This window comes from Bergeyella cardium, from assembly GCF_003614945.1.
GTDB lineage: Bacteria > Bacteroidota > Bacteroidia > Flavobacteriales > Weeksellaceae > Bergeyella_A > Bergeyella_A cardium.
The window spans coordinates 305956-331169 of sequence record NZ_QYCZ01000001.1 but is presented as its reverse complement, the minus strand read 5'-3'; the positions used below and the strand labels follow the sequence as shown (position 1 = coordinate 331169).

The 25214-nt window shown below is 38.5% G+C and carries 26 protein-coding genes; 9 read left to right on the top strand and 17 right to left on the bottom strand.

Translation table 11 applies throughout. The features are described 5' to 3' along the window. Positions 1 to 7 precede the first annotated feature (7 nt). The 3 genes from D8991_RS01605 (at position 8) to D8991_RS01595 (ending at position 3688) form a co-directional block, all read left to right on the top strand. Positions 8 to 1435, top strand: coding sequence for a RagB/SusD family nutrient uptake outer membrane protein (locus D8991_RS01605; RefSeq protein ID WP_120488453.1), 1428 nt, complete (start codon positions 8 to 10; stop codon positions 1433 to 1435). A gap of 102 nt (positions 1436 to 1537) precedes the next feature. After that, positions 1538 to 2467: a 2-hydroxyacid dehydrogenase gene (locus tag D8991_RS01600; protein WP_120488452.1), complete on the top strand. Its 930-nt coding sequence runs from the start codon at positions 1538 to 1540 to the stop codon at positions 2465 to 2467. Positions 2468 to 2470: 3 nt separating this feature from the next. Then, positions 2471 to 3688 carry a serine hydrolase domain-containing protein gene (locus D8991_RS01595; protein WP_120488451.1) on the top strand — a complete coding sequence of 406 codons (1218 nt, stop codon included), beginning with the start codon at positions 2471 to 2473 and terminating at the stop codon, positions 3686 to 3688. A 57-nt stretch (positions 3689 to 3745) separates the two neighbouring features. On the opposite strand, the gene D8991_RS01590 is transcribed toward D8991_RS01595, so the two are convergent. The 8 genes from D8991_RS01590 to D8991_RS01555 form a co-directional block, all read right to left on the bottom strand. Beyond that, positions 3746 to 4138, bottom strand: a complete 393-nt coding sequence (locus D8991_RS01590) for a hypothetical protein (RefSeq protein WP_120488450.1) — start codon at positions 4136 to 4138, stop codon at positions 3746 to 3748. A gap of 226 nt (positions 4139 to 4364) precedes the next feature. Further along, on the bottom strand, positions 4365 to 5240 hold the full coding sequence (locus D8991_RS01585; protein ID WP_160223949.1) for a hypothetical protein: 876 nt from the start codon (positions 5238 to 5240) through the stop codon (positions 4365 to 4367). A 286-nt stretch (positions 5241 to 5526) separates the two neighbouring features. After that, a complete protein-coding gene (gene ftsY, locus D8991_RS01580; RefSeq protein ID WP_120488448.1) occupies positions 5527 to 6483 on the bottom strand; it encodes a signal recognition particle-docking protein FtsY in 957 nt (318 codons plus the stop codon). Between the two features lie 144 nt (positions 6484 to 6627). Beyond that, positions 6628 to 6780, bottom strand: coding sequence for a DUF4295 domain-containing protein (locus tag D8991_RS01575; RefSeq protein ID WP_120488447.1), 153 nt, complete (start codon positions 6778 to 6780; stop codon positions 6628 to 6630). 22 nt (positions 6781 to 6802) lie between these two features. Continuing rightward, positions 6803 to 6985, bottom strand: coding sequence for a 50S ribosomal protein L33 (rpmG, locus tag D8991_RS01570; protein ID WP_120488446.1), 183 nt, complete (start codon positions 6983 to 6985; stop codon positions 6803 to 6805). Positions 6986 to 6997: 12 nt separating this feature from the next. Beyond that, positions 6998 to 7234, bottom strand: a complete 237-nt coding sequence (gene rpmB / locus D8991_RS01565; protein ID WP_120488445.1) for a 50S ribosomal protein L28 — start codon at positions 7232 to 7234, stop codon at positions 6998 to 7000. A gap of 206 nt (positions 7235 to 7440) precedes the next feature. Next, a complete protein-coding gene (locus D8991_RS01560; RefSeq protein ID WP_120488444.1) occupies positions 7441 to 8034 on the bottom strand; it encodes a DUF3109 family protein in 594 nt (197 codons plus the stop codon). A 3-nt stretch (positions 8035 to 8037) separates the two neighbouring features. Beyond that, the gene (locus tag D8991_RS01555; protein WP_120488443.1) at positions 8038 to 8937 is read right to left on the bottom strand and encodes a DUF6427 family protein; all 900 of its coding nucleotides are present in this window, start codon (positions 8935 to 8937) and stop codon (positions 8038 to 8040) included. Between the two features lie 42 nt (positions 8938 to 8979). Between D8991_RS01555 and D8991_RS01550 the strand changes: the two genes are divergently transcribed. Together D8991_RS01550 and D8991_RS01545 are read left to right on the top strand one after the other, a co-directional pair. Then, entirely contained in the window at positions 8980 to 9216 is a 237-nt protein-coding gene (locus D8991_RS01550) for a hypothetical protein (RefSeq protein WP_120488442.1), read from the top strand. A 78-nt stretch (positions 9217 to 9294) separates the two neighbouring features. Beyond that, positions 9295 to 10053, top strand: coding sequence for a glycosyltransferase family 2 protein (locus D8991_RS01545; protein WP_120488441.1), 759 nt, complete (start codon positions 9295 to 9297; stop codon positions 10051 to 10053). Between the two features lie 391 nt (positions 10054 to 10444). Here the strand turns inward: D8991_RS01545 and D8991_RS01540 are convergent, their stop codons facing one another. The 5 genes from D8991_RS01540 to D8991_RS01520 all read right to left on the bottom strand — a co-directional run bounded on the left by D8991_RS01540 (position 10445) and on the right by D8991_RS01520 (position 15725). Next, a complete protein-coding gene (locus tag D8991_RS01540; RefSeq protein WP_120488440.1) occupies positions 10445 to 11692 on the bottom strand; it encodes a 3-deoxy-D-manno-octulosonic acid transferase in 1248 nt (415 codons plus the stop codon). A 4-nt stretch (positions 11693 to 11696) separates the two neighbouring features. Continuing rightward, positions 11697 to 12419 (bottom strand): HU domain-containing protein, encoded by a 723-nt coding sequence (locus D8991_RS01535; RefSeq protein ID WP_120488439.1) that lies wholly within the window; start codon positions 12417 to 12419, stop codon positions 11697 to 11699. A 6-nt stretch (positions 12420 to 12425) separates the two neighbouring features. Next, entirely contained in the window at positions 12426 to 14066 is a 1641-nt protein-coding gene (gene pgi, locus D8991_RS01530) for a glucose-6-phosphate isomerase (protein ID WP_120488438.1), read from the bottom strand. A 180-nt stretch (positions 14067 to 14246) separates the two neighbouring features. Continuing rightward, positions 14247 to 14441: a hypothetical protein gene (locus D8991_RS01525; protein WP_120488437.1), complete on the bottom strand. Its 195-nt coding sequence runs from the start codon at positions 14439 to 14441 to the stop codon at positions 14247 to 14249. 159 nt (positions 14442 to 14600) lie between these two features. Then, positions 14601 to 15725: an acyltransferase family protein gene (locus D8991_RS01520; protein WP_120488436.1), complete on the bottom strand. Its 1125-nt coding sequence runs from the start codon at positions 15723 to 15725 to the stop codon at positions 14601 to 14603. Positions 15726 to 15833: 108 nt separating this feature from the next. On the opposite strand from D8991_RS01520, the gene D8991_RS01515 reads away from it, so the two are divergent. Next, complete coding sequence (locus tag D8991_RS01515; RefSeq protein WP_120488435.1) at positions 15834 to 17930, top strand: prolyl oligopeptidase family serine peptidase; 2097 nt, start codon at positions 15834 to 15836, stop codon at positions 17928 to 17930. Positions 17931 to 18346: 416 nt separating this feature from the next. Here the strand turns inward: D8991_RS01515 and rpmF are convergent, their stop codons facing one another. From rpmF to folE, 4 genes are all read right to left on the bottom strand, one after another. Then, positions 18347 to 18550, bottom strand: coding sequence for a 50S ribosomal protein L32 (gene rpmF, locus D8991_RS01510; RefSeq protein WP_120488434.1), 204 nt, complete (start codon positions 18548 to 18550; stop codon positions 18347 to 18349). A gap of 56 nt (positions 18551 to 18606) precedes the next feature. Further along, entirely contained in the window at positions 18607 to 19131 is a 525-nt protein-coding gene (locus tag D8991_RS01505) for a YceD family protein (protein WP_120488433.1), read from the bottom strand. Positions 19132 to 19270: 139 nt separating this feature from the next. Beyond that, positions 19271 to 20740, bottom strand: a complete 1470-nt coding sequence (gene cysS / locus D8991_RS01500) for a cysteine--tRNA ligase (RefSeq protein WP_120488432.1) — start codon at positions 20738 to 20740, stop codon at positions 19271 to 19273. A gap of 23 nt (positions 20741 to 20763) precedes the next feature. Next, positions 20764 to 21426: a GTP cyclohydrolase I FolE gene (gene folE / locus D8991_RS01495; protein ID WP_120488431.1), complete on the bottom strand. Its 663-nt coding sequence runs from the start codon at positions 21424 to 21426 to the stop codon at positions 20764 to 20766. 211 nt (positions 21427 to 21637) lie between these two features. Between folE and D8991_RS01490 the strand changes: the two genes are divergently transcribed. From D8991_RS01490 to fabF, 3 genes are all read left to right on the top strand, one after another. Beyond that, positions 21638 to 23425, top strand: coding sequence for a leucine-rich repeat domain-containing protein (locus D8991_RS01490; protein ID WP_120488430.1), 1788 nt, complete (start codon positions 21638 to 21640; stop codon positions 23423 to 23425). A gap of 266 nt (positions 23426 to 23691) precedes the next feature. After that, complete coding sequence (locus D8991_RS01485; RefSeq protein ID WP_120488429.1) at positions 23692 to 23931, top strand: acyl carrier protein; 240 nt, start codon at positions 23692 to 23694, stop codon at positions 23929 to 23931. Between the two features lie 23 nt (positions 23932 to 23954). After that, entirely contained in the window at positions 23955 to 25202 is a 1248-nt protein-coding gene (gene fabF / locus D8991_RS01480; RefSeq protein ID WP_120488428.1) for a beta-ketoacyl-ACP synthase II, read from the top strand. Positions 25203 to 25214 lie beyond the last annotated feature (12 nt).

Below are 25214 nucleotides of genomic sequence, written 5' to 3'. Positions count from 1 at the left end.
AATTATAATGAAAAAGACAATATATTCAATATTGGTATTAGCTACATTGGGAAGCGTTTTTAACTCTTGTAGCGAGGATTTTACTGAAACAAGATTCTTTCAGTCTGAACAAGCAAAACCAATTACATCAGTAGAGCAGCTACAATCATTTATGAATGGGACTTATGTAGCTATGAGAAGTTCTTACTATTTAGGTTCTTTTTATAGAGCTTATGGAGAAGTTCGTTCAGATGAAATGTACCATAGAGGGAACCGACCTTCTCTACAAAATTTCACTTATTTTGAGAGTACATATTCTTCATCAACTGAAGCAGAAAAGACTTGGGAAGCTGCGTATGGTGTAATAGCAAATGCAAATATTATTATAAATTCCTCTGATAATCTTACTTGGGGAGAATCTTCTAACCCAAATGTAGTTTCTGCTCAAATTAAAAACATTAAAGGGCAGGCTTATGCTACAAGAGCTTGGGCTACCTTTGATTTACTTCGTCTTTATGGTCAGAAGTATTCAGGAGGTACATTAGGCGTTGTTCTCCCTACTACTTTTAATCCCAAAGGAAAGCAGGCAAGAGCAACTATTGCAGAAACAGAAGCACGAATTGAAGCAGATTTCCAGGCGGCATTAAATAATATTGGTTCTGAAACTGATAACGCAGATAAAACCTATATATCTCCATTAGCTATAAAAGCATTAATGACCAGATACTATCTGTATAAAGAAAATTATGCAAAAGTTGCTGAATTGGTAAAAGAAATTTATGATTCTGATATATATAAAGTAATCCCTTCTAGTGATTTAGTATCTTCTTTTTCTAAGCCAAATACTGAAAATAGTATTTTTGAATTGGCTGTAGGAAAAAATGGTGCACTTAGTGTAAATTCTTATGATTATTTATTAAATGGTGAGGGTGGATATCAGCAAATCGCAGTATTATCTGGAGCAATAAACCTCTACGCGGCTGGAGATATAAGGCTATCTTTAATAAAGGAAGCAAGAACCGCATCGGGTCAGAAAATCGGAGACTTCCTGAGTAACAAATTTTCAAGTAGAGATGGCTCTAATAATATCAAACTTATAAGATATGAAGAAGTCCTGCTTAGTGGTGCAGAAGCATCTATTAAAACTGGCGATTTAGCTACTGCTCTTAAGTATTATAATAAGATTCGTGAAAATAGAAATCTTGCTACTGCCAGCTCTGTAACATTAGATGATATCAAGCAAGAAAGATCGAGAGAGCTTATAGGTGAAGGATTCAGATACTGGGATTTATTAAGATGGGGAGCTACACTTCGGGTTTATGATGATTCTGGAGCTGTAACCAACAACAGCTATAACATCGGAAACCAGCTCATAGCAATGCCAATCCCTCAATCTGAAACGAATGTATCAGGTTCATTGGTACAGCCAAACCCAGGATATGATAATTCAAATTAATTAAATTTGATCATTATTAATATTAAAGTTGCCAATAAATTGGCAACTTTTTTCTTTTAGCCTACAAAAAATATCTATTATTGCAAAAACTTTATCCCAAAAATGAAAATCCTACAGCTCGATAAAAACCACCCTCTCATCCGTGAGCAGCTTCAAAGCAAAGGCTTTCAAATTACCGAAGACTATACCTCAACCTACACGCAGGTTTTAAAAAAAATAAACGATTATGATGGCATTATCATCAGGAGCAGGATACCGTTAGATAAGGAATTTCTACAGAAGGCTCGCCACCTAAAATTCATTGCGCGAGTGGGTGCGGGTATGGAAAATATAGACACCCTCGAAGCAGAAAATCAGAATATCCTCCTCATCAATTCCCCCGAAGGAAACAGAGATGCCGTAGCAGAGCACGCATTAGGGATGCTGCTCGTCCTGATGAACCGCCTCTTCATCTCATCAGAAGAAGTAAAAAAAGGAATCTGGCTAAGGGAAGAAAATAGAGGCGATGAAATAAAAGGAAAAACCGTAGGGCTCATAGGCTATGGAAATATGGGGAAAGCCACTGCCAAAAGGTTTTCGGGCTTTGGTTGCCGAGTGGTTTTTTATGATATCCTACCTGATTTATCCGATGAATATGCTGCCCAAGTTTCCCTCGAGACGCTAAAAGCAGAAGCCGATATCATCAGCCTGCACCTACCCCTCACTGAGGAGACTCACTATATCATTGATGAAAAATTTATCGCAAGTATGAAGAAAAACTTCTACATTATCAACACTGCGAGGGGCAAGAACATCAAAACAAAAGCATTGGTAGAATCCCTAAAATCAGGAAAAATAAAAGGTGCTGCATTAGATGTAACCGAGTTTGAAAAACCCTCGTTCGAGAGCTTGGAGAACCTCAACGAGGACTTCAAATACCTCCTCACCTCAGAAAAAGTCATCCTCACGCCGCACATTGCGGGGTGGACGGTGCAGAGCAAGGAAAAACTCGCACAAGTCATCGTAGATAAAATCCTAAACGCCTTCGCTTAGCCTATGAACCTCCTGAAAACCACCCTCGCCTCCCTCCTCATTTTGTTCCTCATTTCCTGCAAGGACGAAGTGAAAAAAATCCCACCCAAAGCCGAAAACACCCTCCCTAACTTTAGCAGTGTAGATTTCAAAAAAATATTCAAACCCGCAGATTCTAAGCTCTCCCGAGAAGATTCTATCCGAAACATTTTGGGAGATTATTACCTCCAAGTTTGGGAAGGGAGTAACCTCTGGGGAGGAATCATCATCGCAAAAGGAGAGAACATCCTCTTAGAAAAGTATCGAGGATTTACCGATGAGAAAAAACAAAACCCCATCAACGAAAACACCCCACTCCACATCGCGTCTGTGAGCAAACCGATTACCGCTATGGCAATCCTAAAATTGGTAGAATCAGGAAAAATCAGCCTCAACCAAAGCCTCACAAGCATTCTCCCAGCCTTCCCCTACCCTAAAATCACCCTCAAAAATCTACTCAACCACAGGAGTGGGCTCCCCAAATACGAACTTCTAGAACAGGAACTTAAGCCCCTACCCTCCGAATTTTCAAAGGAATTTATCAGCAATCAAGATATTTTGAGCCTCATTTCCAAGCACAAACCTGCACTCAAGAGGGAGCCCAACACCGGCTTTGAGTATTGTAATACCAACTATGCCCTCCTCGCCCTCGTCATAGAAAAAGTTGCAGGCAAGCCCTACCCAATCGCCGTACGGGAAATGATATTCCAACCGCTCGGGATGGAGCACACCTTCGTACTCACCGAAAAAGAACTCCCCACTGCCAGTCCATCTTTTTTTAGCAATGGGAAGATGCACCCCTACAACAAGCTCGATTTGATCTACGGAGATAAGAATATCTACACCACACCTCAGGATTTGCTGCGATTTTCTCAGGCAATGTTTTCCTCAAATTTCCTTCCTAAAAACCTGATAAAAGAGGTGTTTAAACCTTATAGCAATGAGAAAAAAGGAATGAAAAACTATGGGCTGGGGATACGAATGAAAATTTTTGATAATGGAAAAGCGCTGACTTATCATAACGGCTGGTGGCACGGCTCTAATTCGGTTTTTGTGCACCTCCCCGAGTCCAAAACCACAATTATAGCGCTGGGCAACAAATACTCTCGCCGCATCTATTCGGCTACCGCGCTCTCAGGGCTATTTGAAGATTTTCCTTTTGATATTGAAAGCCTTACGAAAGAGCCCACCTCTGGCGAATAGCGAATAAAAAAAAACCGATAATCAATTTATCGGTTTCTGATTTTCATTTCGCTCGCCCTATCGGGAAGTCGTCTCCTCTCGCTGTTTTTTCTGCAAAGTCGCGAGCCTATCCAGCTGCTCCTGCGTCATATCTTGGCGGTTCAGCTTTTTCTCTCTCGCCTCCAAATCTTCTCTCTTTTTCTGCAGCTCCATTTGTTCTGCCACCGCCGAAGAATCGCCTTTTTCTACCCTGCGAATCAGCTCATTATTTTTTTCTATCAGCACCTCGTACTCATCTAAAATAGCGTCATACGCATTTCCAACATCGGTAGAGGCCGTTGTTTGTTCCTCTCCAGAAGACTGCTCCACTGCGTTTTCAGATTGGAGTTGAGAATTATTCTTATCACCGCAAGCACTGACAATCAATGCAAAAACTAAGGCGATACCCAAATAAATGTTTCTAATATTCATCTTATTTTTTTATTTTTTGCGAGAGCAAATGTAAATAAAAATCTCATTAAACCTAAAAACTCCATAGCTGTCAAGCAATTTTTATGGCAACTCCTATACTTTCAAACTACTAATCAACCCATTAACTTCATAAGCAAAACCAAAATTTTGGAAATATAGCTTTAAGCAGCACAAAAAAAATCACCCGCGACTTTGGGTGATTGCTATTGTTAAACATTTACTTTATTTACTTTGACATTGTACAATCTGAACAATTACCTGCATTGCAAAAGACAACTACATACACTCTATCTTTTGTACATCCAGTCCCCTGACTGCAAGTACAGTGAATCTTACTAATATCATCTACCATTTCTAAGCCTGCTTCTATAGCAAGTTCTTTTGGAGTTGGAAGAAAAACTGTATTACCAAAGAGACTTGCTCTTATATATACATGGTCTGATGGAATGGTATCAGAATTACTTTTTATAAAATCCGGTATTTCTTCATCATAATGGGTTCTATATACTGCGGAATAAAGTTCCATTAATGCTTCGTGTACTTCTTTACATTTAAAAAAGTCCTCTGTAATTCCATACTGTATAGTAGGCTCTTTCTCTCTTTCAATTTGTCCAAATCCACCTCTTTTTGCATAGGCTCCAAATTTATCTTCCCTTTCATCCATTACTCCTACAATTTGAACTTCTTTTTGCTCGCCTTTAGCTGATAAAGATTCTATAAGCCCTGCATGTACCTCACAAAGACTACAAGCGCCTAACTCTGCTGTACAAAAATATCTTCCATCATAGGTTCCAGGTGAACATCCAGCCCCTTTTAAACATTTACAACGAATACCAAGTGTAGAAACTCGAGAAACATTACCCTCTTCATCTTTTATAACATAGTATACATCTTCTGGGAGTGTAATTTTCACAAAGTCTTTTGAACCTAGAGTTGTTGCTTTACTACCTTCAGGAAAAGGAATTCCCTTTGCCCCTGTTGCTTTAATTTCAGCAATTACATTCTTACTCGTTATCTCCTGTACATTTATTTCATCTTCCATTGAACAGGAGCTTAACACTAATCCTATGGATACTAATATAAAAAATTTTAAAGCTTTCATTTTAAAAAATATTTAAAAAATTACGCTACTCTTTTGATTTTCGCTTACTCAGCTACTCTTTTGTTTAAAGTTGATTTTCGCTTTCACATCCTCAACCTTGAAGGGGAGCCAGCCCGAATTTGGCGATTTCCTTTTTTATTAAAAATTCATTTTTCTGAAGTCTTTTTAATTTTTTGTTAATCATCTTTGCCTTAATTCGTTACTAAATTAAAAAATTATTTTAAATAAATACAAAAAACCGCTCAAATTGATTGAACGGTTTTAATATCTTATGGATTGAGGGAGATTAGCCCCTTTTCTTGAAGAATGAATCTACGAATTCCTCACCATTAAAGAGCTGTAAGTCCTCCATCTTCTCACCCACACCGATGTACTTCACAGGGATTTGAAACTGATCCGAAATCCCGATAACTACCCCTCCTTTTGCGGTACCATCGAGCTTGGTGATGGCAAGAGCACTGACTTCGGTGGCAGCTGTAAATTGCTTGGCTTGCTCAAAAGCATTCTGCCCAGTAGAGCCATCCAAGACGAGGAGAACCTCATTGGGGGCATCGGGGATGAGTTTTTGCATTACTCGTTTTATTTTGGAGAGCTCGTTCATTAGATTGACCTTGTTGTGAAGCCTCCCTGCAGTGTCTATGAGTACGACATCTGCGTCTTGTGCTATGGCGGATTGCAGAGTATCAAAGGCGACAGATGCGGGGTCTGATCCCATCCCTTGTTTTACGATAGGCACGCCCACTCGCTCGCTCCATATTACCAATTGATCTACCGCTGCTGCTCGGAAAGTATCCGCGGCACCTAATACGACTTTCTTTCCCTGAGATTTAAACTGATGGGCGAGCTTGCCAATGGTAGTGGTCTTGCCGACACCATTCACGCCAACGACCATTATGACAAATGGCTTCTTGTTTTCGTCTATATTTCCCGTGTTGGAATGAGGGTTTTCCAATAGTAATGCCGAGATTTCTTCTCTGAGGATAGCATCCAGCTCGGCAGTATTTACATACTTGTCTCTGGCTACGCGGTCTTCTATTTTTTCTATAATCTTAATGGTGGTAGCTGCACCTACATCAGATGCGATAAGGATTTCTTCGAGGTTATCGAGCACCTCATCATCTACCTTTGACTTACCGATGACGGCTTTTGTCATCTTCTCAAAGAAGCCCTGTCTGGATTTTTCTAAGCCTTTATCTAATGTATCCTTTTCTTCTTTTTTAAATATCTTCTTGAACCAACTCATTTTTTAGAATTATGAATTAAAATGTATGCAAATATATGAAATTAACTAAGTTTTAGAGAGCTTCATTAAAATATTAGGAAAGCAGAAAGCCTACTCAAAAATGAATAGGCCTTTATCTTTTTTGCTGTGTGTGTAGAGCAAATCTTATTTCTTTAAATAAGCATCTACTTCGTCAGCATTCACTACTTGCTCTTCAAAAACATAAGCTCCAGTTTTAGGAGACTTTACCATTTTTACTACTTTAGTCATTTTCTTAGACTGACCGCTTTGTAGGGTCGCTACTACTTTCTTTGCCATAGTAAGTTATACTTTTATAAGATTACTTAATTTCTTTGTGTACTGTATACTTTTTAAGAACTGGATTGAATTTTTTCAGTTCCAGTCTTTCAGTAGTATTCTTTTTATTTTTTGTGGTGATGTATCTGCTCATTCCTGGCAAACCACTTTCTTTATGCTCTGTACATTCAAGGATAACTTGAACTCTATTTCCTTTTTTTGCCATTTCTCCTTAATATTATTTAATGAATCCGTTTCTTGTTGCTCTTTCTACCGCTTCCTCTATACCGAGTTTGTTGATAATTCTCAATCCGTGAGCAGATACTTTTAAAGTAATGTGTTTATCTTGCTCTGGAAGGTAAAACTTCTTCTCCAATAAGTTGATTTCAAATCTTCTTTTGGTCTTGTTATTCGCGTGAGAAACATGGTTTCCTACCATTGCACGCTTTCCTGTTATTTGGCAAATTCTTGACATATCTCGATGTTCTTTATTTACTTATTCAATATTTGAGTGTGCAAAATAAAGAAGTTTTTTTCAGATAGACAAATATTTTTTATTCAAATAATATATTTCGTTTTAAATTTTATCTACTCAAACGATAGAGAAGCCCATCTCAAAGCTCATTTCAACTATAATAAAAGATGAATTTTCATTAAAAAATAATAATGAGAGTATTAAAATTAATGTGTTAAACTCCCAAATTCTTTTTGCCATTCTTCGGCGGCATCGGAGAGCTCGGAATAGAAGCTCTCCCCGTACTTACGGATAAGAGGCGTTTTCAGGAATTTATACACCGGCACCTGAAGCTCTTTTCCGAGAGTGCAGGCATCGCTACACACCTCCCACTCGTGATAGTTGAGCGCCGTAAAGGAGGAATATTCAGTTACACGAATAGGATAAAGATGGCAGGAAATGGGTTTTTGCCAGTCTATAACGCCATCTTCATACGCTTTTTCTATACCGCATTTGGTATAGCCTCGCTCATCATAGGTTACATAGGCACATTCGACATTATTAATTAAGGGGGTTACATACTCACCATCGTTGGGGTCTATTTCCCATTTGCCTTGCTTTTCTATTGCTTCAATTCCTTCTGGTGTAAGGTAAGGCTTTATTTTATCATAAATATTTTCTAAGATTTGAGCTTCTTCCTTGTCTAAGGGAGCTCCTGCATCTCCTTCTACACAACAAATGCCTTTACATTTGGAAAGGTTGCACACAAACTCTTCAGAAAAGATTTCCTCAGAGATTAATTTATCTTCTATTTGTATCATTCTTTAATGTATATAAACTGCGATTTTAAATAAAATTAGAAATATAATCACCATCCATAAGGAGAGCTCCTTCTGCCAATACTTCGGCATAAAATAAATGGCTCTACTGACAATCACCGCACACGGGAATACCATCAAAAGCAAATAGCCGTAATAATTCCCCATATAAAGCACAATAGAAACCGATTGAGCCACTGTAAAGAGGAGTATAAATGTGTATTTAAACTTACTGATGGGGCTTTTTTCATTAAAATAAAAAAAATGTTGCGCAATGCCATACATCATTAATAAACCTATGGGAATGAGATAAAGCAATGGCTGTATATTCTGAGCCATCTTAAAATCTCCAAAAGGGAAATAGGCATCATCCCAAGCATTATAGTGCAGGAAAAATACAATACTGAAATAGAACAAGGCTATCAGCAGCATTCCGAAAAACAGCCTGAATAAATTGAGCAGTATCCGCCCTGAAGTTCCTATAATATGTATTATAACAAACAGAACCAGCGCCCAAGTAGCTGGCAGGAAAATAAAATTCACCGCCAGTATAGAGCCTATGAGCATATAGGAACTCTTCCTTAGGGTGTCATTTGTGCTTGTGAGAATGAGCAATACAAAAGAGCTCACAAAGAGGGAAATAGCAACCCCAATATCCAGACCGCCAGAGTAAAGCGCAAAGGCTAAAAAAGTATATAAAAAAAGGGGGATATGGGTTTGGTAAGTAAGATTGACTTTATTAAAAAGAAAATATCCGAGAGCGATACCCGCAAAAGTAAAGACAGCGGATATAATATTTAAAACACTAAAATTAAAGGCATTAAATGTTATTACTATGGTGAGCAAAAAAAATAAATAGACGGGTATAGAAAAAATATTGCTCTCCTTTGAAAGTAATCTGAACATTTTTTTATATTTTTGTGCAAATTTAATATTAAAAACAAAACAATGACGAGTTTTTGGTTATTCTTAAGTAAGTCTTTTGTATGGTCGTTTCAGTTTTATGATTACGCAGGGAATGTATTAAACTGGATATTATTTTCGGTGGCGTGTATCTTGTTTATCAACTGGTGCTATGTATTGGTTGTAAAGCTGGGAGTGAATAAAGACAAGGAGTATTACTCCCCTACGGAAGGTAAATTCCCGTACTATGATCCTAAAATCTATAAAAGAAAAGAAGACTAAGGGTTAATTAATTGATAACACATTATAGAAAGCCGTATCCTGAGTAGAAACGGCTTTTTATTTATACCTTATAGAGAGATGCCAGAAATTTCTATTATTACACCGTGCTATAATTCTTCAAAATACTTGGAGGAGACGATACAGTCTGTCCTTAACCAAAGTTTTACAGACTGGGAGTGGGTGATTACCGATGATTGCTCGCAGGATAAGTCAATTGAAATCATTGAGAGGCATAATGACCCAAGGATAAAGCTCATTAAAGCAGAGAAAAACGGCGGCGCAGGCTATGCGAGGAATCTTTCATTGAGTGAAGCGAAGGGGAGGTACATTACCTTCCTTGATGCTGATGATGTTTGGACGCCCAACTTCTTAGAGGAAATGCTCAACTTTATGAAAAGGGAAAATGCAGAGCTCGCCTACTCTAATTATGCGAGGTGCAATGAAAAATTAGTCCCGAAATTGGGAGATTTTAAAGCGGATAAGGTGGTTACATTTGGTAATCTTTTGAAGACTTGCAGGCTTTCACTCCTGAGCTCTATGTATGATTCTGAAAGGGTGGGCAAGGAATATTTCCCAGAAGGGAATAAGAGGGAAGACCATACGATGTGGCTCAATCTGCTGAAAAAAATCCCGAAAGGACTACCACTGCCAAAGACAATGGCAAAGTATAGGATGCTACCGACAAGCGTATCGCGAAAAAAATCGGAGATTATAAAAGACCAATACTTGGTATATAGAGATTTTATGGGCTTCTCTGTATTAAAATCGCTGTACTATACAGCACATTGGGCACTTAATGGATTTATAAAATACTCCAAATTCTTTAACCCCCTCTAAGGGTCAGAGACCCTTTCTTTATTAAATAAGGAGGAGGGGTAGAGACCCTTTTATTACTTTTTTACTATTAATTAAGGGCAGGAGCAGTTTTTATTTAAATAACTGATATTAAATAGATTGAGCATTTTTCAATTTTTATAGTTGATGATTGATTTTTTATAGCGTATTTTTTATTTTTACTAGTTGCAGCGCTAATCTTAGCATTGATTTATTGATTTAGATAGTTGCAGAGGCATTTTTACCCATTGCAGAGGCGTTTTTACCCGTTGCATTGGCATTTTTGAGCGTTACATTCGTATTTTTATACATTACATCGATATTTTTTAGTCCGTTTTATTGAATTTTTCGTAATAAAGAAAGCTGATGGCTGATGGTTTTTAGCGGCTAGCTATTAGCGGAGTGGATTTTGGCTAATGATATGGCTAATATGCTCGGTAGCATTGGGCTGAGAGGCGATAAAAGCGCTGGATTTATCGGACATCTGGCGGATAAGTTGGGGATTTTGAATAAGATGAGAGAGGAAGGCAATTGTTTGGTTTTCATCTTTAAAAGACTGGGCACCACCGATGGAAATAAGGGCATCGGCTTCTGGATTTTTACGATAATGATTACCGAAGAGGACAGGCATACCAAAAGTGGTCGCCTCGAGGATGTTATGGAGCCCCGCAGAGTGAAAACCACCGCCTACGAGGGCAATGTCGGCATAGGAATAGAGCTTTGAGAGGATGCCGATAGAGTCTATGATAAGCACGGAATAGTCGCTAATCTTCTGCTGGTTTTGAGGCGCTTTACTGTAGAGCAAAGCCTGCGGGAAAAGAGATTTCAAGGGCTCAAGCCTTTTAAGGGAATGAGGGGCGATGATGATTTTCACCTTCGGATGAAGGGAGGATATTGCCTTGGCGATTTTTTCCTCCGCCTGCCAGGAACTGCCGAAAATAAGGAGGGGTTTAGCGTCTTTAAATTCATCTATAAGAGGAAGGGTGTTGTCTCTGCTGAGGATTTGCTTGACCCGATCAAAGCGGGTATCGCCAGAGACGGAGGACTGAAGGAGCCCGATGCTTTTAGCCAAGTGCTCGGAGTCTTGATTTTGATGAAAAATCCAATTGATATTTCGTTTTAGGTTTGATACGAACCCATTACCCAAACCTCTTTTAAAGAAAATCTGCTTAGGGTAAAAATAGGCGGAGATGATGAAGAGCTTAGCATTGCGCTTTTTTAATTCATCGAAGAGATGGTACCAGTAATCGTATTTAACGGTAAAGAAAATATCCGTAGTGAATAGAGAAAGGAAGCGCTTTAGGTTTTTCTTTTTATCAAGAGGCAGGTAGCAGACGACATCTGCGATATTGGGCTTATTTGCGACATTCTCATAACCCGAAGGCGAAAAAAAAGTAATGAGGATTTTATGCTGAGGGTGGGTTTGTTTTAATCTTTCTAATACAGGGAGCCCTTGTTCATACTCGCCTAAACTGGCAGCGTGCATCCAAATAACCTTATCGTGAGGGGAGAGTTTTTGTTTTATTTTTTGCTCAGATTCTTTTCTTCCGAGCCAGCCTTTTCTAATCTTAGCATTAAAAAGGGAGCCAAGCCTCATCCCGAAAGAGAGCAGAGAAATAAATATGTCGTAAAAAAAATACATTTAATTAATTAGGATAAGAGCTGGGTAGGGCTTGTTCTTTATTAACATCAATCAGCGTATCTATTATCGGTTTTGGAACCTCTTCTGAGGCTTTTTCTGGTGCTTCTTCTTTGTCTTCGATGGAGTGCGTACCTTTCTTCACCGAGATATCATTGAGGGATTTATCTCCTGAAAACTTGGTTGCAAAGAGTAGTCCTGCACCGATAAGCCCGCAGAGCGGAATGAGCACAAGGAATATCCAAAGGATGGCTTTATTCAGCTTGTCATCTGAACCTCGCTCGGTAGAAGAGGAATGTGCGCTCTGCTTTTGTAGAGGGCTTAGGCTTATCATCTCTAAACCGAAATAGTCTGGTGATAAATCATCAAGCCGCTCACCAGAGAAAGAGAGCTGCTTGTGGTCATCAAAGGAAAAATGCCCAATGGAGTCTATTGTAAAGTCTTCGTTGTGCTCCAAGAGGGTATTCCAATGACTTACCTGCTGCTGTATGAATTGATAGACTTCATCAAATGCCAAAGACTCCTTATCGAGGATGGACAGGGTGAAGCCTTCATCGGAAGTATGTACATCAGCGTGGAAGAAAATCTCCTTTGCTGGAGGTAGGATATTCTCATTATTACGAATAACTTTTGCGGTGGAATCTTTCAGGAAGAAAGTTCCGAAACCTTTAATGGCAACCTTGTGATTTGCCTTAAGCTCATCTAATATGTAGTGTGTAAAGTTTTCCATAATCTGCTATCTGTTTTCTTTATAATAATTGATAAGTCCATTAGTTGATGAATCGTGGGAGGCAATTTTGGCTGTACTTTCTAACTCTGGGAGAATCTTGCCTGCTAAAACTTTCCCGAGCTCTACACCAAACTGGTCAAAGCTAAAGACATTCCAGATGACGCCCTGCACAAAAATCTTATGCTCATAGAGGGCAATAAGCTGCCCGAGTGAAAACGGTGTAAGCTCATCTATAAGGATGGAATTGGTAGGGGTATTCCCTTGGAAGACCTTATAATTTAAGAGCCTTTCGATCTCGGTTATGGGCTTCCCTGTTTGCTGAAGCTCATCTAAGGCTTCTTCTTCAGTTTTACCAAAAGCGAGTGCTTCGGTCTGTGCGAAGAAATTTGCCAAAAGCTTTTCTTGATGGTCAGACACCTTATTACAAGGCCTTACAAAAGCGATAAAATCAGAAGGAATGAGCTCTGTACCTTGGTGGATTAATTGATAAAAAGCGTGCTGACCATTAGTGCCTGGCTCTCCCCAAATAATCGCACCCGTTTCATAATCTATAAAGTTGGCGTTTCTATCTACGCACTTGCCATTACTCTCCATATCTGCCTGCTGGAGATAGGCAGGGAAGCGGTCGAGGTATTGTGAATAAGGGAGTACAGCATAAGAACTCGCTCCAAAGAAGTTTCTGTACCACACACCGAGAAGCGCCATTAGCACAGGTACATTTTCAGAGAAATCAGCAGTTTGGAAGTGGGTATCTGTTTCATTAGCCCCCATTAGAAGCTGCTCAAAATTAGGATAACCTATCGCTAAAACAATACTAAGCCCAATGGCTGACCAAAGTGAATAGCGACCACCAACCCAGTCCCAAAACTCAAAAGTATTCTCTTCTAATATACCAAAGCTCTTCACTGCCTCTATATTGGTAGAAAGAGCTACGAAATGCTTAGCGATATCCGCCTCTGAGCCCACCTTCAAAAACCATTTTTTAGCGGTATGGGCATTGGTCATTGTCTCTTGGGTGGTAAAGGTTTTAGAGGCAATAATGAATAGCGTAGTTTCTGGGTTTAAGTTTTTAAGCACCTCTGCGGAGTGGTTGCCATCTATATTGGAGATAAAATGTAGATTGAGCCTCGTTTTAAAATGTTTAAGAGCTGAGCAAACCATTACTGGACCGAGGTCTGAGCCTCCAATTCCGATATTGACTACATCGGTAATCTCCTTTCCTGAAAAGCCTTTGTGCTCCCCAGAAATCACCCTTTCGGAGAAAGTTTTCATCTGCAGGAGCACTCTTTTTATATCTTCTCTTATATTTTTCCCATCAACTAAAATCTCTCGGCAAGAGAAATCCCGAAGTGCTGTATGAAGCACTGCCCTACCCTCTGTCTCATTGATTTTATCCCCAGAAAACAGCTTCTCAATAGCTTCTTTTAGCTGTACTTCTTCTGCCAGTTGGAGGAGGAGCTCCCTCGCCTCTTCATTGATTAAGTTCTTTGAATAATCAAAGAGATAGCCTTGTCTTTTAATAGAAAAATCACTGAAACGCTTAGGGTTTTCAGCGAATAAAGTTCTCAAATCGAAATCATAATTCTGAAAGAGCGCGTCCAATGCTCTCCAGCTTTGTGTATGTACAGGGTTTATTTTAGGCAACATCTGCTCGGTTTTTAATGACGCAAATCTACGGAAAGTTAATAAATGACAGGCTTCCCTCTCTAAATTCAACTTTTCAAACAACGAATATTGCCTTCTCGATTAATATCTATATAGAAAACAAAAATAAAACTGCAACAGACTATGCCTATCGCAGTTTAATGATATGATATAATAATATTTTTACCTCACAGAGAAATATTCTACGCCGTGTTGGCTTTCGGCATTCAGAATATCAGTCTCAAAGAGTCTGAAATCATCTTCCTGCTTCTTTTTGGATTTGCGTTTCTTCAACTTTTTTATCGTGTAGAGAAATGCCAGTATACTAAAAATTCCTATACCCCCTGCTAATACTATATTTTTGCTCAACTTCTCCATTGATATTAAATTTTGGAATCTCAAAATACAAATACCATTCCTTAAAAGGATTATTTTTTATTAAACTTTGTTAATTATTCAATAGCAATCGTTAATTGAACAGATTTTTCGAGTAAAAATGAGTTTTCACTTTATGCACTTTATTTTGTAAAAAGAATACTACTTAGGAAGGAACTTCTTTCTTAGATAATTAGTAGCCCTTATCTCATAGTATTTATAAAACCAATAAGATAAAAGAATAGACACGCCCCAAAATGAAGTATAACAAATAACAAACATAGCCGACCAAGGTACTATATTATAATATTCATTCACATCATAATATTCTACTATTTTTGCTAACCCCATTTGCACAATACTATTAATAAGATATAATGAATATGAAGTTATACTCAAAAAAGTAATCGGTTTATATAATTTACTATTGCTGGTTTTTATAGAGTTCATATAAGGTAAAATCAATAATATGGTAATAGAAGTAATACTTAATTCTATTGTTCTGTATAAAAAGTTATTTACTCCTATAACTTTATCTAAAAAATTACTCAAAATAAAAGCAATAATCCCCATCCAAAACATTACCTTTCTATTCTTATCCCAAAAACCTCTGTAATAGAAATAAATATAGGACGCCAAAACCCCAAACATAATTCCATCTAAACGATAAAAAACTGAATATCTAATAACCTCAAAATCTTCATATTTAAAATCATTAATAGAAAATAGATATGTAAAACGAAAGAAATGGATAATAAATAACCCTCCCAAAATTATAATCAACATAATATTTTTCAGAGAGAATCTAAGGAGCTTTAATATAAAAGCAAACAACGGAAGCAATAAATAAAACCATTCTTCCACACTCAAACTCCAAGACCATTCAAAGAAACTATGCTGCATATTACTAAACAGGTTCTGGGAGAAAATTAAATAAGATATTGTATTGTATTGTATTGTATTGTATTGTATTGTATTGTATTGTATTACAAAAAGAATAATTAAAATCAAATAATAATTAGGTAAAGTTCTTGTCCATCGCTTTATCCAGAAATTTTTCATTTCTTCTAGCGAGAGACCCTTACTTTCCATTTGTTTAATAAAAATATGCCCTATAAGAAATCCACTCAAAACAAAGAAAATACCTACACCATCATAATATAAAGCGGAATAATATTTAGCATATTTTGCAGGAATAAACTTCGCTGCGTGGGTAATCATTACAAATAGAATAGCCAGCATTCTAATAATGTCCAATCCAAAAATTCGGTCTTTTTTTATCTCCATAATACTTATTATTCTTAAATAATCAATTGTGTCGCAAAAATAAAGATTTCACATAAAACTATTTCTATAATTAGAAAATTAATTATCTTTGGTCAAAATATTCTAATTATGATAAAGAAAACTTTAATTTGTGCTGCTTCGGTAGCAGCATTTTCTTTTATGAATGCACAAAAACAATACCCCCAAACCGAAAAAATTGACCATACAGATGAGTATTTCGGTGTAAAAGTTCAAGACCCTTATCGCTGGCTGGAAGACGATATGTCTGCCAAAACAAAAGATTGGGTAGAGCGTGAAGTTGCTTTCACAAATGATTATCTCTCTAAAATCCCTTTCAGAAATGAGCTTGCAAAACAGCTGAAAGATATCTGGAACTATGAGAAAATCGGAACCCCTTTTAAGGAAGGAGAATACACTTACTTCTATAAAAATGATGGTCTGCAAGCACAATCTGTACTTTATAGAACCGATAAAAACGGAAAAACTGAGGTATTCCTCGACCCAAATACTTTCTCTAAAGACGGAACAACCTCCCTCGCGGGAATTTCCTTTAATAAGAAAGGAACACTTGTAGCCTATAGAATCTCTGAAGGGGGGAGCGACTGGAATAAAATCATCATCCTCGATGTAAAAACAAAAAAGCAGATTGATGATACTTTGGTAGATGTAAAATTCTCTGGTGCTGCCTGGCTTGGAGACGAGGGCTTCTTTTATTCAAGCTATGATAAACCCGACGGCAGTGTACTTTCTGCAAAGACCGATGACCACAAAATATACTTCCACAAGTTGGGAACCAAGCAGTCTCAGGACAAGCAACTCATTGTGAAAAAAGAAGGCAAGTGGAGATATCTCTCTGCAAGCCTTACCGATGACGAAAGGTTCCTCATCGTCTCTGGGGCAAATGCTACCAATGGAAATGAGCTTTACATCAAAGACCTTAAGAACAAGAAAAATTCAGACTTTATAGAAATTCAGAAAGGTTTTGATTATAATACGGGAGTTGTAGATTCCAAAGGCGATTTCATCTATGTACAAACCGATAAAAATGCTCCTAATGGAAAACTTCAAAAATTCAATATCAGTACTCCTCAGACTTGGGTAGATGTAATCCCAGAAACTCAAAATGTACTCGGTGTGTCTACTGGTGGAGGCTACATCTTTGCCAATTATATGAAAGATGCAGTTTCTTCCATCAAACAATTTGATTACGATGGCAAGTTCATCAGAGAAATTGCTCTTCCAGGTAAAGGCTCAGCAGGAGGCTTCTATGGGAAGAAAGAGGAGAAAGACCTTTATTATTCCTTTACCAACTACATTACTCCAAGCACATCTTTCAAGTTTAATGTAGAGACGGGCGTATCCGAAGTTTATCAAAAGGCAAAAGTAAAATTCAACCCTGAAAACTATGTGAGCGAGCAGATTTTCTACACCTCCAAAGACGGAACAAAAGTACCGATGATAATCAGCTATAAGAAAGGCTTGAAACGCAATGGTAAGAACCCTACCATCCTCTACGGATATGGCGGTTTTAATGCTTCTATGACGCCTTACTTCTCTGTAATCAATGCGATTTGGATGGAAAATGGTGGCGTTTATGCCGTTCCAAACATCCGTGGAGGCGGTGAATACGGAAAAGACTGGTACAATGCAGGAACCAAGATGCAGAAGAAGAATGTGTTTAATGACTTCATCGCTGCGGGAGAATATCTCCAAAAGAATGGATATACCTCTAAAAAATACTTAGCGATTTCTGGAGGGTCTAATGGCGGACTACTCGTAGGTGCCGTTATGACGATGAGACCAGACCTCGCTCGTGTAGCATTCCCAGCCGTAGGCGTACTGGATATGCTCAGATATAATAAGTTTACCGCAGGAGCAGGTTGGGCGTATGACTACGGAACCGCCGAAGACAGTAAAGAAATGTTCGAGTATCTGAAATCTTACTCCCCTCTGCACAATGTAAAAAAAGGGGTATGCTACCCATCTACTCTTATTACTACTGGCGACCACGATGACCGTGTAGTACCTGCCCACTCCTTTAAGTTTGCTGCAGAGCTTCAAGCGAAGCAGTCTTGTAAAAATCCTGTGCTCATCCGTATAGAGGTAAATGCAGGGCACGGTGCAGGGCGCTCCACAGAGCAAATCATCAATGAAGCTGCCGATAAAATGGGCTTTGCTCTCTATGAAATGCGCCGTAGCCGGTGAGGTAGACCGTAGCCGGTCGGGCACTTACCCACTGGCGTGGGGAGCACTTAGGACAAACTAAGGGCTAAAAGCTAACATCTAAGAACAATAAAAAGGTTACGGGCGACCCAGAGGGTCGCCCGTAACCTTTTTATAAACCACTTAATATAAAACACAAATCTATTTATTACTTCTCTCCTTTCCCAAAAGGGAAAGCATATACAACAGATATACTAACTTTTAAAACAAATTTTTAATAAAAATATCACGCTTAAATACGCAACCCTGCCCAAAAGTTATCATTTTTAAATCTTTACTCTATGAAAGATGTAAAATGAAGTACAATTAGTATTTATCATTAACCTTAAATAGCTATACAGAAATAACTCCAGCTTATAAAAACCAGAGTTATTACATTATTTTTGTTAGTAGTGCTATTAAGCCTCTTCGGAAGTAGCTACTTCTTTTTCTAATACTACTTTACCTCTGTAGTAGAGTTTTCCTTCGTGCCAGTGAGCTCTGTGGTAAAGGTGTAACTCACCAGTAGTTGAATCTTTTGCTAACTGAGGAGCAACCGCTTTGTAGTGGGTTCTTCTCTTATCTCTTCTTGTAGCAGACTGTCTTCTCTTTGGATGTGCCATTTCTAATATTTTTTATTATTTGATGATGAGCGGGGCTATCCCACTACTATAATATTTTAATTTTTCAATTTTCTTAATGCTTCCCATCTCGGGTCTATCTCCCCTTCGGGTTCTTCTTTATCATTTTGAGCGGTTGGACTAAACTTTTCCAAAAGTTCAAAATCTTTATCGGAGAGGTTGGGTGAGATTTTCTTCATCGGGACAGCGAGCATTACAGACTCATAAATAAGCTGTGCAATATTAAACGCATAATCCTGATGAGGAATCGTGATCACTTCTTCATTGGAGTCATCATAGTCTTCTCCAAACTTTACCAAGATGTTTATATTCTCGTCTATGGGATAGCTAAACTCCTCCCCTGTAATATCACATTCAAGGTTGATAGTCCCCAGAGTTTGAATATTAAACTCTAAAAAAGTACTGTGCTTCTCCAAAAACACCTTTATATTGAGTTTTGGAGCTGTAAATTCTTTTTCAGTGTCAAAAAGCTCAAAGAACGCCTGAGTGATTTCAAAATCAAACTCGTGCTTCCCATTTTTAAGACCAACAAACGCTATGTCGTAGTTTCTAATCTTGTCCATAAAATGAGTGTGCAAAAATAAAGTTTTTTTTTATTCTCACAAATATACTTTTAGTTTTTTAGCGAGAATCTATTATTAATAATTCAATCACTTAAAAGACACCTAAAATCTATGGTAAAACCTCCCATACCACGGATGACTAATAAGTATAAGTAGTGCCCTCTCGGGAGTCTTTCAGTTGAATGCCTGCTTCCAGTAGTTTATCTCTAATCTGATCGGAGAGCTCAAAGTTTTTCGCCTTCCGAGCCTGGTTCCTAAGCTCTATAAGCACTTGAATGGTAGAATCCAGCTTTTCATTAGCGTTTTCTTCTATCTGCTGTAGCCCAAGCACATCATATACAAAGGCGTGCATCAAGTGTTTTAGTTCGTCTGTATCAGATGTAGAGAGGTGAGATTTACCATCTTTAATGCTGAATATGAGCTTAACCACATCAAAAAGGTGAGCGATGAGGATAGGTGAATTGAAATCATCCATAAGAGCTGCATAACACTTATCTTTCCATTCTGCAAGTGTGAATGAAGAGTTTTCGCCCTCTCCTTCATAATCATTTAGGATTTTAAGTGCTTCCATCATTCGGTTAAAACCTTTTTCACTGGCTAGTAATGCCTCGTTGGACAAATCTACCACACTTCTATAATGCGCTTGAAGGAAGAAAAATCGGATAACGGACGGGTGGAAGCCTTTCTCAAAGAAAGTATTTTCTCCCGTGATAAGTTCCATTGGAAGAATGGTATTCCCTGTGGATTTAGACATTTTCTGGCCATTCATTGTGAGCATATTGGCGTGCATCCAATAATTCACTGGTGAGGTACCATTGCAGCCCTTGCCCTGTGCTATTTCGCACTCGTGATGTGGGAATTTCAGATCCATACCACCACCGTGTATGTCAAACTTATCACCGAGATATTTGGTACTCATCGCTGTACATTCGAGATGCCAACCTGGGAAGCCTTCGCCCCAAGGCGAAGGCCACTTCATAATATGCTCTGGCGAAGCCTTTTTCCAGAGGGCAAAATCCTGCGGATTTTTCTTCTCGCCCTGCCCATCCAAATCTCGGGTATTGGCAAAAAGCTCCTCAATATTCCTTTTGGAAAGTTCGCCGTAGTTTAAGCCCCGCCTGTTGTATTCCAGCACATCAAAGTAGACAGAACCGTTGCTCTCGTATGCCAATCCTTTATCAATAAGAATTTTTGCAAGCTCCAGCTGCTCTATGATATGCCCAGTAGCGGTAGGCTCTATATTGGGAGGGAGGTTATTAAAGAGCTTCAGCACATCGTGGAAGTTCACCGTATATTTCTGGACGATTTCCATTGGCTCGAGCTTTTCCAATCGGGATTGCTTTACGAATCTGTCATTATTCACATCGCCATCATCGGTTAAGTGCCCAGCATCGGTGATATTCCTTACATAGCGAACCTTATACCCGAGGTGAGTAAGCGCACGGTAGATAAAATCAAAGGACATAAAAGTACGCACATTGCCCATATGCACATTAGAATAGACCGTAGGCCCACAGACATACATACCGACATTTCCTTCTAAAATGGGCTTAAAGATTTCCTTCTCTCCACTAAGGGAATTGTATATTTTCAGTTGATGATTTTCCATAAAATTGATTTAAAAAAAATGTATTAAACAAGTGAGCTCATCCCCACATAATGCAGAAATTCTTGGCGGGTAATGGGGTTGGTACGGAAGATTCCGCTCAACTCTGCGGTTATGGTGGAGCTCTGCGTATCCTTTATCCCCCGGCAATTTACACAGAGGTGTTTTGCATCTATTATACAGGCTACATCTTTGGTTCCAAGGGCTTCTTTCATCGCATCTACAATCTGCATTGTGAGCCGCTCCTGCACCTGCGGCCGCTTGGCGTAATAATCTACGATTCTATTGATTTTAGACAGGCCAATCACCTCCCCATTAGAAATATACGCTATATGCGCCTTTCCGATAATCGGTAGGAAATGATGCTCGCAAAAAGAATAAACCGTGATATCTTTCTCTACCAGCATCTGGCGATACTTATACTTATTGGTAAAGGTAGAGATGCCGGGCTTATTCTCCGGCAGCAAGCCTCCGAATATTTCATTTACGAACATTTTTGCCACTCGTTTCGGGGAGTCTCTCAGCGAGTCGTCTGTCATATCCATCCCCAGCGTGTGCATTATCTCTGCAAAGTGTTTTTCTATCTTCTGAATTTTCTCTTCAGGGCTCAGCAGGAAAGCATCTTCCCTTAGAGGGGTGTGCTCCTTACCTGTAAAGAGGTCATCATCAATATCAAAATTATCTATCATAATAAGGATTAATACGGTTGCAAAAATAAGGATTAAAATAAGATTTTGAAGATGAGTATTTAATTTATTCGCCTTATATAATCTATTCTCTTTTTTCTATCACAATAGAAAATATAAATCATTATCCTTCCCAATATCCCAAAAGAATATTATAGTTTTGCACGCTTTTTTTAAGTAGAATATTAACAACATAAATTATACATTATTACTTATGAGTACGAAACTATTTTTGAATGCAGCCGTTGCCTGCTTCTTAGGAATTACTGCTAACAGCTTTGCACAAAGCACTCCTGCAGCTCCTCAAAAAGAGGATGTTGGGAGAATAGGTATCAACTCTATTTCCCCAAGAGCTACATTGGATATAGAGGTTAAAACCACTGATGAAACAGCTAACCAGGGTATCATTATCCCAAACCTGAGCAAAGTAAGTATTGCTAAAATAACAGAACCTGTAGAATCCACATTAGTATATATCAGCAATGTAGATAATTATACCGAAGGACAAAATACCACAGCTGATGCTCTTGTAGCAAATGTAAATGCAAAAGGCTTCTACTTCTACGATGGTACTACTTGGCAGCCGCTACAAAAAACAGCACCCAAACTTGACTATATCATAAGTGCAGATGGTACTGTACTAATGCAATGGTTAAATAAATACACCCAGAATATAGATATGAATCAATATTCTGATATGGCAAATGTAACTACTATAAGCGAAAGATTATTACAAAACTCTGGTGGTATTAAGACATTTATTATAAAAGATGGTGTTACTAAAATAGGTAATTATGCCTTTCAAAATACTAAAGACTTAAAGGTAACCATCCCCCAATCTGTAACTGAAATAGAAGAGCACGCTTTTGAAGAGAATAAAGGGGTAACTGAACTCAATCTTCCTAATTTAAAAATTGCAGAAGATGGTATATTCCAAAAAAGCAATTTAAAAAGTATTGACTTATCTCAACTAACTACGATTAAGAAAAATGCATTCTCATACACCAAACTACTAACTACCGCCAATTTCCCTTCTGTAACCTCTGTAGGCAAAAGTGCTTTTGAAGACAGCAATCTCTCTAATATCAGCTTACCAGAAGCTACCTTAATAGGGAGCTGGGCTTTTTATAACACTCATTTAACAAACATTTCGGCTCCAAAAGTTACTACTATTGGAGAAAGGGCTTTTGGGGGCTCTAAAATAACAGATATAAACTTCCCTGAAGTCACTTCAATAGGTTGGTATGCTTTCTCTGGAACAAAACTAACCACTCTTAACCTCCCTAAAGCACAAATAATTGGAGGACATGCTTTCGAAAGTACAAATATAACAAGCATAAATCTACCCGAAGCCACTTCAATAGGTGAAAGCGCTTTCTCTAGAACAAAACTAACCACTCTTAACCTCCCTAAAGCACAAATAATTGGAGGACGTGCTTTCGAAAGTACAAATATAACAAGCATAAATCTACCCGAAGCCACTTCAATAGGTGAAAGCGCTTTCTCTAGAACAAAACTAACCACTCTTAACCTCCCCAAAGTTACTACAGTAAATCGTTATGCTTTCGAAAACAGTGGGTTAACAAGCATAAGCCTACCTAATGCTACTTCAATAGGTTGGGGAGCCTTTGGCGATACTAAGCTAACCACTCTTAACCTTCCTAAAGTTACTACAGTAGAAGAACGTGCTTTCCATGGATTAACAAGTTTAGAAACACTCACCCTAGATTCTATAATAACTCTGACATCAGAAGCTATACATGTCCTACCTAACTTAAAAAAGGTTATTCTGGGAGAAACTATTAAAGAAATTCAAGATGGAAATCTTCGTCAACTAAACAAGAATGCAGAAGTCTATATACGAGCTACAACCCCTCCCTCCTTAACTGAAACATTCGATATAAATTGTACTTTCTATGTCCCTCAAGCAAGTCTTAATGCATACCATACCCACCAAGATTGGGCTCCTCATAAAGATAAAATAAAAGGATATAACTACTAACCATTATTTAAAAAGAGAGCTTGTAGGCTCTCTTTTTAGATATATACTGTACTTAAAGAACGGGAAAGCTATCCTATTTTAGACTCTTATTACGAAATCCCCAAATTTAATACCCCATCATTATTCATTTCCCCTATAACTAAAAACAAATAGCAGGCTGCAATTCTCATATTAAATAAGATTACAGATAAACTAAAAAAAGATGTAAGTCTTAAAGAATTTTATATATTTGCACCCAGATTAAAATAACTTTAAAATAATATACTATGTCAGACATTTCATCAAGAGTAAAAGCTATCATCGCTGATAAGCTAGATGTAGAAGAAACAGAAGTAACTCCTGAAGCAAGCTTCACAAACGATTTAGGAGCTGATTCTTTAGATACAGTTGAGCTTATTATGGAATTTGAAAAAGAATTCAACATTCAAATTCCAGACGATCAGGCTGAGAAAATTACTACTGTGGGGCACGCTATTGCTTACATAGAAGAAGTAGTAAACAAATAACAAAAAACTAAAAAAACAAACTTATGGAATTGAAAAGAGTAGTTGTAACAGGATTTGGCGCCATAACTCCAATAGGAAATAATGCAAATGAATACTGGGAAAACCTTGTGAAAGGTGTGAGCGGAGCAGCTCCGATTACTCTTTTCGATCCTACAAACTTCAAGACCAAATTTGCCTGCGAAGTGAAGGGCTTTAACCCGCTTGACCACTTTGATAAAAAAGAGGCAAAGAAAATGGACAGAAACACACAGCTCGGTATGGTGGCAGCAAGAGAAGCTGTAGCCCACGCAAGACTGATAGAAGATAATGTAGATAAAAATCGAATCGGTGTTATCTGGGGCTCTGGGATTGGAGGTTTAGAAACTTTTGAAACCGAAGTTTTAGGCTATGCAAACTCGAATGGAGTACCGAGGTTTAACCCTTTCTTCATCCCTAAAATGATAGCCGACATTACCCCAGGACATATCTCTATGGAGTTCGGTTTCCACGGACCTAATTACACTACCGTTTCCGCTTGTGCTTCCTCTGCTAATGCTATTATAGACTCTAAAATGCTCATCCAATTAGGCAAAGCAGATGTTATTGTATGCGGTGGCTCCGAAGCAGCAGTTACTGCAAGTGGCGTAGGTGGCTTTAATGCTTTAATGGCACTCTCTACAAGGAATGATGACCCTAAAACCGCTTCCCGCCCGTTTGATAAAGACCGCGATGGTTTTGTCTTAGGCGAAGGTGCAGGCTCTATCGTACTCGAAGAATATGAACACGCGGTAAAGAGAGGGGCAACTATCTATGCAGAGCTTTCAGGAGGTGGTCTCAGCGCAGATGCTTACCATATGACAGCTCCTCACCCAGAGGGTCTCGGGGCTTATCTCGTAATGAAAAGCTGCGTAGAAGATGCGGGACTTTCCCCTGACCAGGTAGATCATATCAATATGCACGGAACCTCTACTCCACTCGGAGATATTGCAGAATCCAGTGCTATTGCAAGGCTCTTCGGTGAGCACGCTTACAATATTCAAATCAACTCCACTAAGTCTATGACGGGGCATTTGCTCGGTGCTGCAGGAGTTATAGAAGCTATTGCTACTGTGGGGGCATTAACTCACGGAGTAGTTCCACCAACCATCAACCACTTTACAGACGATGAGAAGATTGATGACAAATTAGACTTCACATTTAACAAAGCGGTAAAAAGGGATATCAGCGTAGCAATGAGCAATACTTTTGGCTTCGGTGGACATAACGCTTGCGTACTTTTCAAAAAAATATAATTCCAGTCTATG

Coding starts and splice junctions, on each gene's coding strand:
- rpmB (WP_120488445.1), bottom strand. CDS start 7,234: ATGTCAAGAATTTGCCAAATAACAGGAAAGCGTGCAATGGTAGGAAAC.
- D8991_RS01555 (WP_120488443.1), bottom strand. CDS start 8,937: ATGTTCAGATTACTTTCAAAGGAGAGCAATATTTTTTCTATACCCGTC.
- D8991_RS01505 (WP_120488433.1), bottom strand. CDS start 19,131: ATGGACAAGATTAGAAACTACGACATAGCGTTTGTTGGTCTTAAAAAT.
- cysS (WP_120488432.1), bottom strand. CDS start 20,740: ATGGAAAATCATCAACTGAAAATATACAATTCCCTTAGTGGAGAGAAG.
- rpmG (WP_120488446.1), bottom strand. CDS start 6,985: ATGGCAAAAAAAGGAAATAGAGTTCAAGTTATCCTTGAATGTACAGAG.
- D8991_RS01550 (WP_120488442.1), top strand. CDS start 8,980: ATGACGAGTTTTTGGTTATTCTTAAGTAAGTCTTTTGTATGGTCGTTT.
- D8991_RS01490 (WP_120488430.1), top strand. CDS start 21,638: ATGAGTACGAAACTATTTTTGAATGCAGCCGTTGCCTGCTTCTTAGGA.
- D8991_RS01515 (WP_120488435.1), top strand. CDS start 15,834: ATGATAAAGAAAACTTTAATTTGTGCTGCTTCGGTAGCAGCATTTTCT.
- D8991_RS01540 (WP_120488440.1), bottom strand. CDS start 11,692: ATGTATTTTTTTTACGACATATTTATTTCTCTGCTCTCTTTCGGGATG.
- pgi (WP_120488438.1), bottom strand. CDS start 14,066: ATGTTGCCTAAAATAAACCCTGTACATACACAAAGCTGGAGAGCATTG.
- D8991_RS01485 (WP_120488429.1), top strand. CDS start 23,692: ATGTCAGACATTTCATCAAGAGTAAAAGCTATCATCGCTGATAAGCTA.
- D8991_RS01590 (WP_120488450.1), bottom strand. CDS start 4,138: ATGAATATTAGAAACATTTATTTGGGTATCGCCTTAGTTTTTGCATTG.
- fabF (WP_120488428.1), top strand. CDS start 23,955: ATGGAATTGAAAAGAGTAGTTGTAACAGGATTTGGCGCCATAACTCCA.
- D8991_RS01575 (WP_120488447.1), bottom strand. CDS start 6,780: ATGGCAAAGAAAGTAGTAGCGACCCTACAAAGCGGTCAGTCTAAGAAA.
- D8991_RS01585 (WP_160223949.1), bottom strand. CDS start 5,240: ATGAAAGCTTTAAAATTTTTTATATTAGTATCCATAGGATTAGTGTTA.
- rpmF (WP_120488434.1), bottom strand. CDS start 18,550: ATGGCACATCCAAAGAGAAGACAGTCTGCTACAAGAAGAGATAAGAGA.
- D8991_RS01525 (WP_120488437.1), bottom strand. CDS start 14,441: ATGGAGAAGTTGAGCAAAAATATAGTATTAGCAGGGGGTATAGGAATT.
- D8991_RS01600 (WP_120488452.1), top strand. CDS start 1,538: ATGAAAATCCTACAGCTCGATAAAAACCACCCTCTCATCCGTGAGCAG.
- D8991_RS01545 (WP_120488441.1), top strand. CDS start 9,295: ATGCCAGAAATTTCTATTATTACACCGTGCTATAATTCTTCAAAATAC.
- folE (WP_120488431.1), bottom strand. CDS start 21,426: ATGATAGATAATTTTGATATTGATGATGACCTCTTTACAGGTAAGGAG.
- ftsY (WP_120488448.1), bottom strand. CDS start 6,483: ATGAGTTGGTTCAAGAAGATATTTAAAAAAGAAGAAAAGGATACATTA.
- D8991_RS01520 (WP_120488436.1), bottom strand. CDS start 15,725: ATGGAGATAAAAAAAGACCGAATTTTTGGATTGGACATTATTAGAATG.
- D8991_RS01605 (WP_120488453.1), top strand. CDS start 8: ATGAAAAAGACAATATATTCAATATTGGTATTAGCTACATTGGGAAGC.
- D8991_RS01535 (WP_120488439.1), bottom strand. CDS start 12,419: ATGGAAAACTTTACACACTACATATTAGATGAGCTTAAGGCAAATCAC.
- D8991_RS01595 (WP_120488451.1), top strand. CDS start 2,471: ATGAACCTCCTGAAAACCACCCTCGCCTCCCTCCTCATTTTGTTCCTC.
- D8991_RS01560 (WP_120488444.1), bottom strand. CDS start 8,034: ATGATACAAATAGAAGATAAATTAATCTCTGAGGAAATCTTTTCTGAA.